The following is a 17,152-nucleotide window of genomic DNA, read 5'->3' on the forward strand; positions in this document are numbered from 1 at the left end:
TATTTATATAAATCAGAATAATAACATCAAATAAATTTTGTCATGGCTACCTCCACCACTCTCACCATCGCAGAAATCGCCCGGCTGGCTGGCGTGAGCACCGCCACGGTTGACCGTGCCGTCAACCGGCGTCCGGGTGTAAACGCCGAGACGATGGCCAGGGTCATGCAAGTGATTTCCCATGTGGATGAATCCACCCCGCCATTGGGGCGTCCCCGCCAAGATGACGGGCTGCGATTTGCTTACGTGCTTCCGGACGGAGGGTCTTCATTTTTTGACGCGGTTGAGCGCCAGGTAGCGCATGGTGCGAGCGATTTTCGACACCAGCACATTACGACCGTCGTCTGTCGCTTTAGCGCCGATGACTCCGCGAAATTTGCCGCTGACCTGTCGCAAGTGAGCGATTGCGATGGTGTTGCCGTGCTGGCTGTCGATGTGCCGGTGGTCAAGCGTGCCATCGCCGAACTGGTGAAGGCCGGTGTGCATGTCGTGACGCTGTTCTCCGACGTCGCGGGCTCCGCACGGCAGTTGTTCGTAGGTGCAGATAACCGCGCCGCCGGCAGAACCGCTGGATTGTTGTTGGGCAATATGGCCGGGGCGCCCGATCGAGACCTGATGCTGTTGTTGTCCCAAGGCACGCGCCTGTCTTCGGAAATCGAGCGTCGGATCGGCTTTGCACAAGTGTTGGAAGAGTGCTTTCCGCTGATGCGCATTTTGCGGATTACGGACTTGCCGAAATCGGACGACGGTGTGTGCGAAACCATGTTGGAGTATTTCCAGCAGGAGATAGACCCCGCGCGCTTGGCCGGCATCTACATCGTCGGCCCGGGCACTGTCGGCCTGATGCGGGCGCTGGCGCAGCTCGATATCACAGGAGAACAGGGAGTGGTAATGCACGACCTGACCGAGCTGCATACCCGCTTCTTGATGCGTGGCGCAGTCAGCTATTTGTTGCACCAGGACATTCACTATTGCGTCATGAATGCGGCCAGTGTTCTTCGGAAATTGTGTGTAAACGCCCGTGGTGCGCTGAACGTCGTTCAGCCACGGATAGAGATCTTGACTGCCGAGAATCTTCGTTGATTAGGCAGCCTGATGTGTGTGTAGGTGAGTTTGTATTGACTGTCTGAAATAACTTTATTGGAGATGACTGAAATGAAACAAGTACTCAAAAAAATACCTGGATTGTCTGCGATGGCAATCGCCGCAGCCTTGTCGTTGGGTAGCTCAGGTGCGCATGCCCAAGACAAAACTATCACGCTGTGCTGGGCAGCGTGGGACCCCGCGAACGCGCTGGTGGAGTTGTCAAAAGACTTCACTGCCAAGAGCGGTATCAAAATGAAGTTTGAGTTCGTGCCATGGCCGAACTTTGCCGACCGCATGCTCAACGAGCTCAATTCCAAGGGCAAGCTGTGCGACCTGATCATCGGCGACAGCCAGTGGGTGGGTGGTTCCGCTGAGAGCGGTCACTATGTCAAGCTGAATGACTTCTTTGCCAAAGAAGGCATCAAGATGACCGACTTTGCGCCCGCCACAGTGACGGGGTACGCAGAGTGGCCCAAGAACACGCCCAACTACTGGGCGCTGCCCGCCATGGCCGATGCGGTGGGTTGGACCTATCGCAAAGACTGGTTTGCCAAGCCCGAAATCCAGGCTGAATTCAAGAAGAAATTCAACCGTGATTTGGCTCCTCCAAAGACCATGGCCGAATTGCAGGAAATTGCTGAGTTCTTCCAACAACGGATGATCGATGGCAAGAAGGTCTATGGTGCCTACATCTATACAGAGCGTGGTTCTGAAGGCATCACCATGGGTGTTTCCAACGTTTTGTACCCCTATGGCTTCAAATACCAAGACCCCAAGAAGCCTTACTCGATGGACGGTTTCGTCAATTCCGCGGATGCCGTCAAAGGCTTGGAGTTCTACAAAGCTCTGTACAAGGGCAGCACTGCGCCTGGCATGACCAACGCCTATATGGGGGAAGGTCTGGACGCGTTCAAGTCGGGCCAAGTTGCCATGCAAATGAACTGGTTTGCCTTCTTCCCTGGCTTGGCCAAAGACCCAGCAGTGGGGGGCGAAAAGATTGGTTTCTTTGCCAATCCGGCTGGCCCCAAAGGCAAGGGCGTACAGCTCGGCGGCCAAGGCATATCGGTGGTGTCGTATTCCCCGAACAAAGATGCGGCATTGCAATACATCAAGTGGTTTGCGGACCCCAAAGTTCAGCAAAAGTGGCAAGACATTGGTGGGTCGTCAGCAGCCAAGGCCGTGTTGAACGCACCGGGCTACCCCAAGAGCTCTCCATTCGCCGCAGCGTTCCTGGATTCCATGAATATGGTGGTGGACTTCTGGGCCGAACCGTCTTACGCGCAGTTGTTGCAAGCTGAGCAAAAGCGAATCCACGACTACGTAGTGGCCGACAAGGGTACTGCGAAGGAAGCGCTCGATGCCCTGGTGGTCGACTGGAAGAAGATCTTCAAGGAAGACGGAAAACAGTAGGCGCATCCGCGATCTGACTGGCCAACCACGGTGCTCCCCATACGCTTTGTCGAGCACAGGTTGACCGGTCAGTCACCTGTAATTTTTTTCATATAGACCGCCTTTGCGGAAACGGATGGTTAATACCATGAACATCAAACGTGTTGCCGATCGCGCTGCCAGAGTGACACCGTCACCACTGGCAGGGGCATTGCGCGGACTCTCGGACCGGGCCATTGCATGGCTGTTCATCGGCCCGACGATGCTGATCTTGTTGGCGATCAACATCTTTCCCTTGATATGGACTATCAAGCTTTCGTTCACCAACTTCAAGGCGAATAGGCCCAATGCGACGGTTATGGGGGTGGGCATCGACAACTACGTTTCGGTGCTGAACGATCCAGATATCTGGCTTGCGATGCAAACCACTGCGCACTTTCTGTTCTGGACGATTTTGCTGCAGATGCTAATCGGGTTCTCGTTGGCGTACCTGATCGACCGCAAGTTTCGCGGACATGGGTTTTGGACGACATTGATTTTGGTCCCCATGATGCTGTCGCCGGCCGTGGTGGGGAACTTCTGGGCTTTTTTGTACCAGCCGCAAGTGGGCCTGTTCAACTACGCGGTGTCCTATTTGTCTGGTGTCCCTGCCTCGTCGTTCGAAATGCTGGGCTCCACCCAACTGGCGCCATGGGCCATCATCATCGTGGACACATGGATGTGGACGCCCTATGTGATGCTGATCTGTTTGTCGGGTTTGCGCTCCATACCGGACTACATCTACGAAGCGGCCGAAGTCGACCGTGCATCCAAGCTGCGCCAGTTCTTTTGCATCACGCTACCCATGGTCCTGCCCTTCATCATGTTGGCCGTGCTGTTCCGTGGCATTGAAAACTTCAAGATGTTCGACATGGTCAATCTGCTCACGTCCGGTGGGCCTGGGTCGGCGACCGAATTGGCATCCATCACGTTGAAGCGCCAGGCCTTTGAGAGCTGGCGCACCGGCTACTCGTCTGCCTTTGCCATCGTGCTGTTCGTTGCCGTGTTTGGCATGGCCAACATTTATGTCAAAGCCCTCAACTACGTCAAGAACCGGTAGACCATCATGCCCAAACTCATCAGCACAGCCCACTCGGTGGTCGAGCCTTCCGCCGGCGCTCGCTGGGTCGCCGGATTTCTGGTGGTCTTGTACGCACTGGTGGCCATTGTTCCGCTGGTCTGGATCATCCTGACTGGCTTCAAGACACCTGCCGACTCCATCAGCTATCCGCCCAAGGTGGTCTTTGCGCCCAGCGTGGAAGGCTATTGCAATTTGTTTACGACGCGCTCACGCCAGTCGCCCGAATACATTGCTACGCTGCCGCCGGCAAATGGCACGTGTGAGCAGGTCGCACGCGACAACAGCATGGTTGTTGCGGGTTCTACCAATTACCTGCCGCGGTTTGTGAACTCGCTAATCATTGCGGTCGGGTCCACGGTTCTGTCCGTCGGGTTTGGTGTGATGGCCGCCTACGCGTTCTCGCGTTTCAAGGTGCCGCTCAAGGACGATCTGCTGTTCTTTATCCTGTCCACCAGGATGATGCCGCCGATCGCCGTGGCCATTCCTATCTACCTGATGTACCGGGAACTGGGTCTGTCCGATACGCGTTTCGGCATGATCTTGCTCTACACCGCCGTCAATATTTCCTTGGCCGTTTGGCTGCTCAAGGGCTTCATTGACGAGATACCGCGCGAGTACGAAGAGGCCGCGATGGTGGACGGCTACACCCGCTTGCAGGCCTTCTTCAAGGTGGTGTTGCCGCAGGCCACCACGGGCATTGTTGCGACCGCCATCTTTTGCCTGATCTTCTCCTGGAATGAGTACGCCTTTGCGGTTCTGTTGACCTCCGGCGAGGCGCAGACCGCACCCCCGTTCATCCCCATCATCATCGGTGAGGGGGGGCAGGACTGGCCCGCAGTGGCTGCCGGCACGACGCTATTCCTGGCGCCCATTCTGTTCTTCACGGTTTTGATGCGCAAGCATTTGTTGCGCGGCATCACATTCGGCGCGGTGCGCAAGTAGCAACTTCAAGGTCTCTCTTATGTCAAATTCACATTCCCCCACACCGACGGACCCGGCGTCTGCTCCGGCGAGCCAGTGGCCCAAGCTGCTGCGGCGTGGTCCCCTGGAGCTGGTGGCCTGCGGCTTGATCAGCCTGGGCATTCTGATGCTGCTGCAACCGCTGGCCTTGTTCTTGTACACCTGGTCGTTCATCACCATGCTCGGAGGCACCGTGATGTTCATGGTGGTTTCGAAATTTCCCCAATAAAACCCAACACGAGAACTACCATGGCTGAAATTCGTGTTCACCACCTCTACAAGGCATTTGCCGAGTTCACCGCGGTGAAGAACTCCACGTTCACGGTGAACGACGGCGAGTTCTTTTGCTTGCTAGGACCATCGGGCTGCGGCAAAACGACGACGCTGCGCATGATCGCTGGCTTGGAACTACCGACATCGGGCCAGATCTTTCTGGACGATGAAGACGTCACCGTCAAACCCGCATCGCAACGTGACATTGCAATGGTGTTCCAGATGTTTGCCTTGTATCCCCACATGAACGTGGCGCAAAACATTGCATTCCCGCTGCTGTCGCAAGGCACGCCGCGCAAAGAAGTGCGCCAGCGGGTGGAAGACGCGGCACGCATCCTGCAAATCACCCACCTGCTGAAAAAGTCCGTTTCCGGACTCACCAGTGGCGACCGCCAACGCGTGGCCTTGGGGCGCGCCATCGTGCGCCGCCCCTTGGCCTTCATGATGGACGAGCCTCTGGGCGCATTGGACGCCGAGTTTCGCGAAATCATGTGCGAAGAGTTGCGAAACTTGCACGACCGCCTGCATGCGACTACCGTGTACGTGACCCATGACCAGCGCGAAGCCATGTCCATGGCCGACAAGATCGCCATCATGAATCAGGGCGTCATCGAGCAACTGGGCGCTCCCCAGGAAATCTATGACCGACCGGCCTCGGTGTTTGTCGCGGACTTCATGGGCTCGCCGGCGATGAATTTCATCCCATTTGAGGCGGGCCTGGAAAAAGGGGCCACGGTCGCCACGATTGGTGGCGCCACCGTGGGCCTGCCCGCACTGCGCGAGGCTGTTGTGATGCGACAACTGCTGTACGGGGTGCGACCCGAGCATGTCAGCTTGGACGCTAACTCGTCCCTGCGTGCCGAGGTTCTGGGCACCGAATACCTGGGCACCTGCCAGGTCGTGACTGTGAACGGCGCGACAGGGTGCACGTTGCGCGCCAAGGTGGACGTGAACCTCCCTGTCAAGCGTGGAGACCACGTGGGCCTGTCCTTTGATGCATCACAGGTTACTTTGTTTGACCAGCTAACCGGTAAAGCCATACACACCATGCGCGACGATATTCCAGTGGCTACGGCCGCTGCACGAGGAGCCCACCATGGCTGATTTAAAACTTGTTGGCGTCAGCAAGAGCTTTGGTGCCACGGCCGCGGTTCGGGGCTTGAGCATTGACATTCCAAGCGGCGAGTTCATCGTTTTGCTAGGCCCTAGCGGGGCCGGAAAAACAAGCACGCTGCGTTTGGTGGCCGGATTGGAAGCGCCGGACCAAGGGCAGGTCTGGATTGGCGGTCGTGATGTGACGCAAGTAGCCCCTGCGTTGCGCGACGTTACCTTTGTCTTCCAACAGTATTCCTTGTATCCGCACCTGAGCGTGTACGACAACCTGGCCTTCCCGTTGCGCTCGCGTTTGCGCAAAACCAGTGAGGCCGACATCAAGACCAAGGTCACCGAGGTCGCCCGTCTGCTGCGCATGGAAGACAAGCTGCAGAACTCCGCGACCAAACTATCGGGCGGGCAAATGCAACGCGTGGCCATTGGCCGCGCCCTGGTGCGCAGCCCGGCCGTGTACCTGATGGACGAGCCGCTGTCGTCGTTGGATGCCAAGCTGCGCAACGATCTGCGCCTGGAGTTGAAACATATCCAGCATGACTTGGGCGCGACCATGCTCTACGTGACCCACGACCAGGTGGAAGCGATGACGCTGGCCTCGCGCATTGGCGTGCTGGACCATGGCCAGCTTGTGCAGTTGGGGACCCCACAGCAGGTGTACGAAGACCCTTGCAGCGTCAGTGTCGCCAGCCGCCTGGGTTCACCGCGCATCAACCTAGTTCCGCGCGCCGCCTTCCCGTCGCAGGCCGCGCCGGCCAAGGTCGTCACGCTGGGTGTGCGGGCCGAGCACATGCGCCTGTATCCGCGCTATGTCGAGGGTTCGACCCTGACGCAATGCCAAGTCAAGCGCACCGAGCGCTTGAGCGACCAGTTCTTGGTGCATCTAGGTTTGGTGGGAAGTCCCCATGACGTTATCGCTTCGGTTCCACCGGGCGCCTCATTTGAGCCCGGAGAAGTCCTGGGCTTAGACCTGTCCCAATGCCTTTGGTTTGATGCCGACGGCCAACGTGTTCGCAGTTAATGCTTTTCGAAAGGAAATTCTTATGACATTGCCACTGATCATTCAAAACGCCACGCAAACCCTTGTCGACCATCTCGATGAACTGACCGCCCTGGACCAAGCCATTGGCGATGGCGACCACGGCCTGAACATGAAACGGGGATCACAAGCGATCCAGGCCAAACTCGCGAGCATGCAGGACGCCAGCCTGAACGAGGTGCTCAACACCATGGGCAAAACCTGCATCGCCATGATTGGTGGTTCGTCCGGTCCGGTGTTTGGCACCTTGCTGATGACGTTGGGCAAGGAGCTACCAAGCCAGCCAACGGCCCAAGACTTTGCGCTGGCATTGCGCGCCGGCATCGAAGCCCTGACACGCTTGGGAAAGGCCGAAGTGGGGCAGAAAACGCTGTTGGACGTGCTGGACCCGGTACAAAAGGTCTTAGCGGACGGCGGTGCTGACCTGATTGCTCGTGTGCGGCAGTGCGCCCATGATAGCGCTGCAGCTACAGCAGATATGGACGCCTCCCGTGGACGGTCCTCTTTTTTGGGTGACCGTGCCAAGGGCCACATTGATCCAGGATCGCGTTCCATGGCGTTGATTATTGGCTCGGTCTGCGATACCCTGCTTCAGGCTCAGCCAACCTACTAAACCAACTGTTCTGCCATAGAGGTGAGTTATGAAAAATTTCATTAATCGCGTGGACTCAGTGCTGGAAGAGTCATTGAACGGGTTTGCTGCGGCACATGCGGATCTGGTGGTGCTGGGAGAGGAATATGAATTCATCCGACGCAAAGTCGTGAAACCAGGAAAAGTTGCGCTGATCTCCGGCGGAGGATCTGGTCACGAACCTCTGCATGCGGGCTTTGTCGGGTATGGCATGCTGGATGCGGCATGTCCAGGGCAAATCTTTACATCTCCAACGCCCAACCAGATGCTCAATGCAGCGAAGGCCGTAGATGGTGGGGCCGGCGTTCTTTTCATCGTCAAAAACTACTCGGGCGACATGATGAACTTTCACATGGCCTCGGAAATCCTGGACCAGGAAAATGCGACTGTCATTGTGAACGATGATGTGGCAGTCGAGAATTCAACCCACACCACCGGTCGCCGCGGTGTGGCCGGGACACTGATTTTGGAAAAAATCTTGGGGGCTGCTGCGGAACGTGGTGACAGCTTGCAAGAACTCAAAATTCTCGGTGATGCGGTCAACAAGGCTACGGCAACGATGGGCGTGGCGCTTAGTTCGTGCACAGTGCCGGCAGCTGGCAAGCCGACCTTTCAAATCAGTGCCACGGATATGGAGGTGGGAGTCGGCATCCATGGCGAACCGGGGCGCCGCCGTGTGCCGCTGGCGAGTGCTGATGCCATCGCCAACGAGCTGACAACGGCGGTGATCGAGGATCTGTCACTGAATGTCGGCCAGGAAGTGATTTTGCTGGTTAACGGCTTTGGTGGTACGCCCATGCTGGAGTTGTACCTGATGGTGGAGGCTGCGCGCAAAGTGTTGGTCAAGTCGGGTGTGCGCGTGGTGCGGTTCCTGACCGGCTCCTATGTCACATCGCTCGAAATGGCGGGCTGCTCCATTACCGTTACTGCCGTTAACGACGAATTCCTGGCTCTGTGGGACGCGGCGGTATGTACGCCGGCGTTGCGCTGGGGCATGTAATTCCAAGCGGCCCCCCGGCAATCAAGCGAGTTGTAGTCGCCTGGTTGCATCGGGCCATTCCGATGCTTCTTCAAAGCGTACGGGTTTGTATGCGGGGGAGCAACACGCCTATACCGTCTGGAAATACGCTTTATGTCAACGATTCACCGCACCACACTCCAGAGGTTTTTACTGGAAAGCGCCCAGGGACTGCCGGAGGGTTGCGCAGATTGCAACGCCTTGATTCTCCACGTTGCGCATGCTTGCATGAGCATTGCAAAGACAATTTCTTTGGGGGCGCTCGGCAGCACAGCAGGGAATTGTGCGTCCGAACATGGTGGCGCTATCAATGTGCAAGGCGAGGTGCAAAAGCATCTTGATGTGCTGAGCAATCAGCTGTTCATTCGGGGCACAGAGTCGACGGGGAGTCTTGCCGGCATGGCGTCTGAAGAGATGGATTTGCCACACCAAATCCCTCCCGTCTATCCGCGCGGGGAATATCTGTTGGTCTTTGATCCGCTAGACGGCTCCAGCAACATTGACGTCAATGTGTCGGTGGGGTCCATCTTCTCCATCCTTCGCGCACCTCAGGATGCCATCGACACCGGCCGCGATGTCGTGGAGGCCGATTTTTTGCAGCCGGGTCGTGAGCAGATCGCGGCTGGCTACGCGTTGTATGGACCCGTAACGATGCTGGTGCTGTCGGTCGGTGATGGTGTTCACGGATTCACGCTGGACCAGGACTTGGGGGCGTTTGTGCTGACGCATCCTTGGATGCAGGTACCCCACGATACACAGGAATTCGCGATTAACAGCGCGAACGCCCGATTCTGGGAGGCCCCCATCAAACGCTATGTTGACGAATGCCTTGCAGGCAGAAGCGGCCCTCGAGAGAAAGACTTCAACATGCGTTGGGTTGCCAGCATGGTCGCCGAGGCACACCGCATTTTGATGCGAGGGGGCATATTTTTGTACCCACGCGACACGAAGGACCTCAGCAAACCCGGGCGTTTGCGGCTCCTGTATGAGGCCAATCCCATTGGATTCATCATGGAGCAGGCGGGCGGTCGCGCAAGTATGGGCGACTATCCCACTTTGGACGTGCAGCCCACATCGTTGCACCAACGTATTGGCCTGATGTTTGGCTCCAAGGCGGAGGTTGACCGTATTGACCGCTACTACGCGGATTCCCCCAACCAACATCTAAGGAGCATGTGATGGCTTTTGCTACGCTTCGCCAAGTACTAGATCATGCCGCCGAGTTTGCCTACGCCGTTCCGGCGTTCAATGTGAACAACCTGGAGCAAATTCAAGCCGTTATGGAGGCTGCCCAGGAGACCCATAGCCCTGTCATTCTGCAAGCCTCCGCCAGCGCAAACAAGTATGCAGGAGAACCCTATTTGCGACACATGGTAAGGGCAGCCGTAGAGGCCCATCCTGGAATACCTGTGGTGCTGCACCAGGATCACGGGGCTTCGCCAGTCGTGTGTCTGCAGTCTATTCAATCGGGGTTCACCAGCGTGATGATGGACGGCTCGTTGATGGAGGATGCCTGTACTCCCTCCAGCTACGACTACAACGTGGAAGTGACGCGCAGTGTCTGTAAGCTGGCGCATGCGCTCGGTGTTTCGGTCGAGGGCGAGTTGGGGTGTTTGGGGTCCTTGGAAACGGGGCTAGCCGGCAAGGAGGATGGGTCGGGTGCCGAAGGGCGGTTGACACATGACATGATGCTGACCGACCCAGACCAAGCGGCGGACTTCGTTGAAAAAACCGGCGTTGACGCACTCGCTGTCGCCATTGGAGCCAGTCACGGCGCTTACAAATTTTCCAAGACTCCGACGGGCGACATTTTGGCCATGGAGACGCTCAGAGCCATACATGCCCGCATCCCTGCCACGCATTTGGTGATGCACGGAAGTTCCAGTGTGCCGCAAGAGTGGTTGTCCATTATTCGGAATTTTGGGGGCAACATCAGGAATACCTATGGCGTGCCTGTTGAAGAAATTCAGAAAGGGATCCGCATGGGAGTTCGCAAAGTGAACATTGATACCGACATTCGTTTGGCCATGACCGGATCGATGCGCCAGACATTGGCCCAAAACCCCGGAGAATTTGATCCAAGGAGAATTTTCGGTGCTGCAAAGGCGGCCGCCCGCAGCATCGCAAAGGAGCGGTTTGAGGCCTTCGGTTGTGCGGGTCAGGGATCGAAAATTCGCCCCAGGTCGCTAGTGGCCATGGCGGGTTGCTATTGACAACTTCAATCATTGACTTTGACTGAGTTGTCTTTCACATGCGGATACTACATACGATGTTGCGTGTTGGTAACCTGGAGCGATCCATTGCGTTTTATACCGATGCCATGCGCATGCACCTGATTCGAAGAACGGAAAATGTCAAATACGAATACCGCGTGGCTTTTATGGGCTACGGCAAAAATCCTGACCACGCTGAGATCGAACTTACCGAGAACTACGGTGTGACCCATTACGATATTGGGAATGCGTTTGGGCACATTGCCATAGGCGTTGCTGATATCTACAGTGTCTGCTATGCCATTAAGACTGCGGGTGGCTTTGTGAGCCGTGAGCCGGGACGGACGAAGGGCGGGACCTCCATCATTGCCTTTGTTACCGACCCAGATGGCTACAAGATTGAACTGATACAGCGTCCGTAAAGCATCGCTCCGTCTTGATGCTGACGAGCCTTGTGCTTAGCCGCTATTTCAGGAATTTCCCGGACCGGGAATAGACGGTCAAGTCAACCTGGCCAGGGTTCTTTCGGGATTTGGAATAGAACGAGCCATGGTAGCCACCAAAGTCTTGCTCCGGCAGACTTTCCAAAGCGATGGCCAACTGTTGCGGTGACGCCGTTTCCTTGGCGCGCCGCAGGGCTGCCACCACTAGGCTGGATGAAAGATACGCCTCCATGCTGGCAAATGACAATTCGATACTGTTGCGCAGACAAAAGGCCTGCAGATCGCGGCCAACCTTAGTCGAAGCCGTCCATGGAAACGGTACGACCTGGGTGACCGACAGCCCTGCGGCCAGCGGCCCCAGGGTTTCGATCAGCGCGGTTCCTCCTACCGTGGACAGAGTGTAAAAGCTACCGGTATATCCCATCTTGCGGGCGGCCATGACAAAGCGCGCGCTTGCCATAAAATCCGCGCCCAACAGAACCGCCTGGGGTTTGCCAGAAAGAACGGATGACACTGCGCCGAGCAAGCTGAAGTCGCTACCCTCGTGGTCCACACTGCTCATGGATGCGACATGGTTCCCCTGTTGCTCCAGAGCGGCGATTAAAGCATCCCGGATTTCCCAGCCATCGGAGTTGTATTCGAAAACCAATGACATGCGTTCAATCCCGATTCGCTGCATGTGGCGGACCACTGACCCAATCTCGTCGTCATGGCTGGCCCGCATATTGAAGATCCCCGGCAGGGTGCCAGCACGCAACTCCATGCCACCACTGACGGCCGCAATGTAGGGCAATCCTTCGGCGACCGCCGCACGCGCGCCCGCACGGTGTGCCCCGGTTCCGATGAATCCGTAAAGGGCCTGCACCTTGTGTTCTGACGCCAGAATTTTCACATTCAGTTCGGTGCGTTCTGGGCGATTTTCATCGTCAAGCGTGATGAGTTCAATGGTTTTCCCATCAATGCCACCGCGCACATTCACCTCGTTGAATACTGCACGTGCAGCATCACCAAAAGCCAAGCTGAGGCGCCCTAGGGGTCCTGTGATCGGCGCAGATTGCCCCAGTTTGATGGTGTATCTGTCGGCTGGCAGCGCCTGGGCCGACCGCGATAAGCTCAGTGGACCCCATAGTAAGGCAGCTGAGGCCGCCAATACGGTGCGGCGGGAACGGGCGGTAGGCTGAATGGGATGCTGCATTTTGGGTCCTTCAGACACAAGGGGGAGGGATGATTCGATGGCGCGTTGGGGGGCAAGCATGCCCCGGGCGTGCCGTCGGCCAAGCAATCAGTGATTGGCTTTACCAGGCGGTGCTAGGCGGATGGCCGAGCGGCGTCTTTTGCGTATCGCGAGTGCCCCTAGCGCTACGAGACATAGCAGTGCGGCGGCGACCATGAATATGGACCGATCCTGACCTCCGACGAGCAGAGGTTTGGGCAACAGTTTTGCGTCGCTCTGGGGGGCGGCGCTGCCCGTCTTTCCCTCGCGCGCAAAGGTCGCGTTCCAATCGCTCAGTAGACCGTCCATGGCTGCCTGCGGGGTGCCTTCTCCGACCACCACGTAGTTGTGCACCCGCTTTTGCATGGCCTGCAGCAACTCTGCGTAGCTGGGTTCTTGCCAGAAGTCTTTGACTATTTTCATGGACTCCAGGAACACCTTGGCGTACGGCGTGCTGCTAGCGAAACCGGGTTTTTCCAGGACCGCTTTGTGGCAACTGAACCCCCCCATGTCCCACCACTTTTGCTGGATAGTGGGCTGCGCAAACCACTTCACATATTCCAGGGCCAGATCTTGCTTGTCGGAGTACTGCACCACCGACAGGCCTTGTCCACCCAAGGTTGCACCCTCCGTGCTCATCTTGGGATTAGTGAAGAAACCGGTCTTCTCGCCGCCCACCAACGGGTCTTTGGCAATGCCCGGAAAGAAGGCCATGAAGTTCATCTGCATGGCGACTTGCCCGGATCTGTAGGTGTCCAGGTTTTCAGCCATGTAGGCATTGGAGTGGCCGGGGGGGGTGCAGCAGTCGTAAATATCCTTGTAGGCCTTCAACGCATCGACCGACGGCTTGCCGTTGATGAAGCCTTGCATGTCATAGGCTTTCTGCGGGTTCTCGTACTGCATACCATTGGCATACATGGCCGATGTCACCCCCATCGTGATGCCCTCCGATCCCCGCTCCGTGAACAGGGCCGCACCAAAAATCTTTTTGCCATCGATCACGCGGCCCTGGAAGAATTGGCCCAGATCCTTCAATTCGTCCCATGTCGTGGGAGGTGCAATCTCGCGTCCAAACCGTGTCTTGAAGGCAGCCCGGATCTCTGGACGTGCGAACCAGTCCTTGCGGTAGGTCCAGGCGACGGCATCGCCCATGGCCGGCAGCGCCCAGTAGTTGGTGCTTTGCTTGGGCCAGGTCGAATAGCCCTCTACCGTTGCCGGACTGAAGTCATTGATGTGGATATTGTTCTTGTCAAAGAACGCATTCAGTTTCACGTAGTGCCCCGCGGTGGCCGCCATGCCGATCCATTGGCTGTCTCCGATCAGCAAGTCGCACAACTTGCCTTTCGCGTTGAGTTCGGTCGTCATGCGCTGGGTGAAACTGGGCCAAGGCACGAACTCGTATTTCATCTGCACGCCCGTTTTTGCAGTGAAGTCCTTGGAAAGTTCCACTAGTGCGTTGGCCGGATCCCATGCGGCCCAACACATCGTCAATTGCTTGGTTTGACCAAATGCAGCGCTGCCGAGCGCTGCAAGAATCAACAAAAAACCCCTCAGATACTTCAACGATTGGCGCATGAGTAGCCTCATTCTGCATGGTTTAATTATTCAATTAATATATAAAATAATAAATCAATCACTCTAGTGGTTTACCCTGAAAAGATGGCAACTACCGATATGGTGTGTGTCGATCTGCTTGAAACAGCGCCGCTGTTTCCGAGATTTTGTTGCTTCTGGTTCCAGCCAGCAGACTAGCTTTTTGGCATAGAAATCGAGCTTGCTTGACCTGAGCCCCTTTGCGTAGGCGGGGTCAGCGTTTCTATCACCAGGTTTATTTCCGTTGAAAACTGATCCGCTGATTGGGCCTTCATACAAAGAGAAGCTCCATGTCATCGAGAGGGGCATGCCGCGTCTGCGCAGGACAGCGGGCTCCTGGACATCCGTACAGAATGGACACCGTCTATGCGGGAGATCCTTCTCTGTGGATCTCCGCCGAATCTGACCCACTTAGAACAGTAATGTCCATCCAAAGTGGAACCACGTAGGAACCAACCCTACTAGTTTTCAAGCAGGGAACTTAGGAGTGATAAACGTTGCGACATTGAATGTCATCAGGCGTTGGGCATTGCGAAAAACCTGTCCATCCGCGAGATTTCCAGGCGTACAGGCTTGGCGAGCAACACAGTGAAGAAGTACCTTCTATCCGATGAGACGGCGCCCGCCTACGCAAAACGGGTCAGCTCAAGCAAGCTCGATTTCTAGGTCGAGAAGGTGGCTATCTGGCTGGGAATGGAGGTAAAAAAATCGCGGAAACAGTGACGCAATTTGGAGCAGATCTACACATTCAGGGCTTCAGGAGCATCGAAATGGCCCTTCGGTTCCCGCTCACACCATCGTCGCCAGCGCCTCCTTGATCGTGGCCAAGACCCGGGGTCTGGCGGCTTTTTGGGGTTTCAGCTCTTGTTTACGCGCCGCCATGCGCTCCCCCAAGCTCACCAAGTCCAGCGTGGTGCCGCGGGCCTTGGGGAACATTTCGGTCTGTTCCTCTTTCACATGGTGTTTCACGTACTCCGCCATGACCTTGATCTTGGCGTCGAACATCTCGCCGTCGGGCTCTTCTCCGTCCACCTGTTCGATAAGCTCCTTCAGCGTCGCATGCTCCACCGTGGCTTCTGGCACCAGCTCTTTGTCGCGCAAAGCCATTTTCACTGCTGGGTAAAAGATCTCTTCTTCCAACCGCATATGGACACCCAATTCATCGCAGATCTTGGTGACCAATGCCTTTTTTCTGGAGGCCGTGCGTGTTTTCTCGTAGTCGGCAAACAGCCCATTGACCAACACATGGTCGGCACGCAGCATGGCAATGGCATCTTGCTTCCTTGGCACCGCTTTCTTGGCTGAGGCGCGCTTGGCCGGCGTTGGCGCTGTCTTGCGGGGAGTTTTCTTTGGCGTAGTGACCATGGTTGACTTTCAAGGTTGTCGGGAGTTACCTGACGAAGATGGCAATCAAAATAATGATGGGAAGGGGAATGCCGAGCAAAAGCAGCAATAGAGATCGCATGGTGTTTCTCGCTTTCTTATACGGTTGAAAATAGCGCGGCCCAGACTAGGCGTCGCGCTGCTGGCCACCGAATGTGGCTGCAAAGCTGGCAAAAAATGCGCCCGCAAGCAGAGAGATGAACAGCCACAGAGCGGCGTAACTACTGGCCTTGCGCGCCTTGTCCGCGGCTTCGGCCGCAGCAGCTTCGGCGTTGCTGATATTGGCCTGCAGCTTGGCAAACGTGTCGTTAACGCGCTTTTCCGCATCCGCCTGGGACAAACCGCTGCGCTGCGCGACCAGCTGACCCAGATAGGTCACGTCCGCCGGTGGCAGTGTTTGGGCGCGCGCAGCATTGGCAAAAATACGCGTGGCTTCGGGTGCGGATAGACGCGCTGAATCGCCGTTGGCAAACTCCGCGGGCGCCGTACCGGCTGCAGCTGCATCCTTGCGGAAGAGCGAGTCGACCAAGTAAGGCATTGCACTAGAGTCGTCGCCGCCGGATGCTGCTCCCTGGGGATGCAGGGGATTGGTTGCCAGCGCCCCGCTAGCCGTGGCCGAGGTTGCGGCAGTTGCTGCGCCGACTTGGGCTCCGGTACTGACTACGGACCCTACGGCGCTAGCCAACAGTCCCGCGGTCAGCAGGGTTGCAACCGCCCACGACAAGAAGCCATGGGCTGTGTCGCGAAAATAGATTTCGTCGCCGTGGATATCGACCCACCGCGTTCTCAGACGCCCCGCCAGGTAGCCCCCCAAAGCGCTAGCCGCCAATTGTGTGAAAGTGAGCCATGCAATGGCGGAAATGGCCCAAGTGGTGGCATGCATGCCTTCTGCAGCCCACGGCGAGACGGCTCCAAATCCCAAGCCAGAGCCCAGGAACAGAAGGATCAACGACAGTGCAGCGGCGGCAATAGCGCCAGCAAAGACTGCGCCCCACGAAACGGCGCTGAGAGAAGGTGCTGTGCCTTCGAAGAGATTGGACACTGGCCGTGGCTTATGGAAATTCGGTGTTTGGGTATCTGGAATTGACGACATGGTGTTCTCCCGGTGGGTGCGGTATCGAACGTCAGCCAACGCAAGAACATGCGTTGGCTGAGCCGCTTTAAGCAATGAGCGTTGGGATCCGACTATCGACTCGAACTATCCACAGTCAGGCCGGAGACATCCACACTTTGAACACCCTTCACGTTCTGGGCGATTTCCTTCACCAGATCAGCGGCGTCTTGCGTCGCCAATTTGCCCTTGAGCGCAACCACACCGCCCTTGGTAGTCACATTGACCTTCAGGCCCTTGGCGGCGCTGTTGGCCAGGATTTCTGACTTCACCTTGGTGGTGATCCACGTGTCGGATACTGCCTTTCCGGTTGCTTGCAAGTCGACATCCTCCTTTTTCCGGTTGACGTCGCGCGAGCCCTCGCCTTGTGACTGGCTCATTTTCTGATCTTTGTCTGGCGAAGTGGTTCCTGCATCGCTGCCTGCCGCATGCACTGCGGCAGCACCCATGGCCAATGTGGCGACTACTAACGCAGGCCGCACATATTGGGTGTAAGAAGTCATAAGGGAAGCTTTAGACATTGACATGGTTTACTCTCTTTCAATAAAGGAAAAAGTAGCATGACAAGACCAG

The 17,152-nt window shown here is 56.7% G+C and carries 17 protein-coding genes and 1 pseudogene; 13 read left to right on the forward strand and 5 right to left on the reverse strand.

Going from position 1 to position 17,152, the window contains the following annotated elements; genetic code table 11:
• Positions 1-42: 42 nt before the first annotated feature.
• The 12 genes from AC097R_RS05655 to gloA all read left to right on the forward strand — a co-directional run bounded on the left by AC097R_RS05655 (position 43) and on the right by gloA (position 11,258).
• Positions 43-1,083: a LacI family DNA-binding transcriptional regulator gene (locus AC097R_RS05655; RefSeq protein WP_479596620.1), complete on the forward strand. Its 1,041-nt coding sequence runs from the start codon at positions 43-45 to the stop codon at positions 1,081-1,083.
• Positions 1,084-1,155: 72 nt separating this feature from the next.
• A complete protein-coding gene (locus AC097R_RS05660; RefSeq protein ID WP_479596621.1) occupies positions 1,156-2,496 on the forward strand; it encodes an ABC transporter substrate-binding protein in 1,341 nt (446 codons plus the stop codon).
• Positions 2,497-2,623: 127 nt separating this feature from the next.
• The gene (locus tag AC097R_RS05665) at positions 2,624-3,574 is read left to right on the forward strand and encodes a carbohydrate ABC transporter permease (RefSeq protein WP_479596622.1); all 951 of its coding nucleotides are present in this window, start codon (positions 2,624-2,626) and stop codon (positions 3,572-3,574) included.
• A gap of 6 nt (positions 3,575-3,580) precedes the next feature.
• On the forward strand, positions 3,581-4,537 hold the full coding sequence (locus tag AC097R_RS05670) for a carbohydrate ABC transporter permease (RefSeq protein WP_479596623.1): 957 nt from the start codon (positions 3,581-3,583) through the stop codon (positions 4,535-4,537).
• A 19-nt stretch (positions 4,538-4,556) separates the two neighbouring features.
• Positions 4,557-4,784, forward strand: coding sequence for a hypothetical protein (locus AC097R_RS05675; RefSeq protein ID WP_479596624.1), 228 nt, complete (start codon positions 4,557-4,559; stop codon positions 4,782-4,784).
• Positions 4,785-4,804: 20 nt separating this feature from the next.
• On the forward strand, positions 4,805-5,932 hold the full coding sequence (locus AC097R_RS05680) for an ABC transporter ATP-binding protein (RefSeq protein WP_479596625.1): 1,128 nt from the start codon (positions 4,805-4,807) through the stop codon (positions 5,930-5,932).
• A complete protein-coding gene (locus AC097R_RS05685; protein WP_479596626.1) occupies positions 5,925-6,956 on the forward strand; it encodes an ABC transporter ATP-binding protein in 1,032 nt (343 codons plus the stop codon). The genes AC097R_RS05680 and AC097R_RS05685 overlap by 8 nt, the downstream gene beginning before the upstream one ends.
• A 22-nt stretch (positions 6,957-6,978) precedes the next feature.
• On the forward strand, positions 6,979-7,587 hold the full coding sequence (dhaL, locus tag AC097R_RS05690; RefSeq protein WP_479596627.1) for a dihydroxyacetone kinase subunit DhaL: 609 nt from the start codon (positions 6,979-6,981) through the stop codon (positions 7,585-7,587).
• Between the two features lie 28 nt (positions 7,588-7,615).
• Complete coding sequence (gene dhaK, locus AC097R_RS05695; protein WP_479596628.1) at positions 7,616-8,605, forward strand: dihydroxyacetone kinase subunit DhaK; 990 nt, start codon at positions 7,616-7,618, stop codon at positions 8,603-8,605.
• A gap of 132 nt (positions 8,606-8,737) precedes the next feature.
• Positions 8,738-9,802, forward strand: a complete 1,065-nt coding sequence (locus tag AC097R_RS05700) for a class 1 fructose-bisphosphatase (protein WP_479596629.1) — start codon at positions 8,738-8,740, stop codon at positions 9,800-9,802.
• A complete protein-coding gene (gene fba / locus AC097R_RS05705) occupies positions 9,802-10,836 on the forward strand; it encodes a class II fructose-bisphosphate aldolase (RefSeq protein WP_479596630.1) in 1,035 nt (344 codons plus the stop codon). The genes AC097R_RS05700 and fba overlap by 1 nt, the downstream gene beginning before the upstream one ends.
• A 38-nt stretch (positions 10,837-10,874) precedes the next feature.
• Positions 10,875-11,258: a lactoylglutathione lyase gene (gene gloA, locus AC097R_RS05710; protein WP_479596631.1), complete on the forward strand. Its 384-nt coding sequence runs from the start codon at positions 10,875-10,877 to the stop codon at positions 11,256-11,258.
• A gap of 43 nt (positions 11,259-11,301) precedes the next feature.
• Here the strand turns inward: gloA and AC097R_RS05715 are convergent, their stop codons facing one another.
• Together AC097R_RS05715 and AC097R_RS05720 are read right to left on the reverse strand one after the other, a co-directional pair.
• The gene (locus AC097R_RS05715) at positions 11,302-12,474 is read right to left on the reverse strand and encodes an ABC transporter substrate-binding protein (RefSeq protein ID WP_479596632.1); all 1,173 of its coding nucleotides are present in this window, start codon (positions 12,472-12,474) and stop codon (positions 11,302-11,304) included.
• Between the two features lie 87 nt (positions 12,475-12,561).
• The gene (locus AC097R_RS05720; RefSeq protein ID WP_479596633.1) at positions 12,562-14,067 is read right to left on the reverse strand and encodes an ABC transporter substrate-binding protein; all 1,506 of its coding nucleotides are present in this window, start codon (positions 14,065-14,067) and stop codon (positions 12,562-12,564) included.
• 505 nt (positions 14,068-14,572) lie between these two features.
• On the opposite strand from AC097R_RS05720, the pseudogene AC097R_RS05725 reads away from it, so the two are divergent.
• Positions 14,573-14,748: pseudogene (locus AC097R_RS05725) on the forward strand (IS21 family transposase); the annotation flags it as partial.
• Positions 14,749-14,874: 126 nt separating this feature from the next.
• On the opposite strand, the gene AC097R_RS05730 reads toward AC097R_RS05725, so the two are convergent.
• The 3 genes from AC097R_RS05730 to AC097R_RS05740 all read right to left on the reverse strand — a co-directional run bounded on the left by AC097R_RS05730 (position 14,875) and on the right by AC097R_RS05740 (position 17,106).
• On the reverse strand, positions 14,875-15,450 hold the full coding sequence (locus AC097R_RS05730) for a hemerythrin domain-containing protein (RefSeq protein ID WP_479596634.1): 576 nt from the start codon (positions 15,448-15,450) through the stop codon (positions 14,875-14,877).
• A gap of 145 nt (positions 15,451-15,595) precedes the next feature.
• Positions 15,596-16,351, reverse strand: a complete 756-nt coding sequence (locus AC097R_RS05735) for a hypothetical protein (RefSeq protein ID WP_479596635.1) — start codon at positions 16,349-16,351, stop codon at positions 15,596-15,598.
• A 302-nt stretch (positions 16,352-16,653) separates the two neighbouring features.
• Entirely contained in the window at positions 16,654-17,106 is a 453-nt protein-coding gene (locus AC097R_RS05740) for a BON domain-containing protein (protein WP_479596636.1), read from the reverse strand.
• Positions 17,107-17,152 lie beyond the last annotated feature (46 nt).

The organism is Rhodoferax sp. ZS1R25, assembly GCF_056521335.1.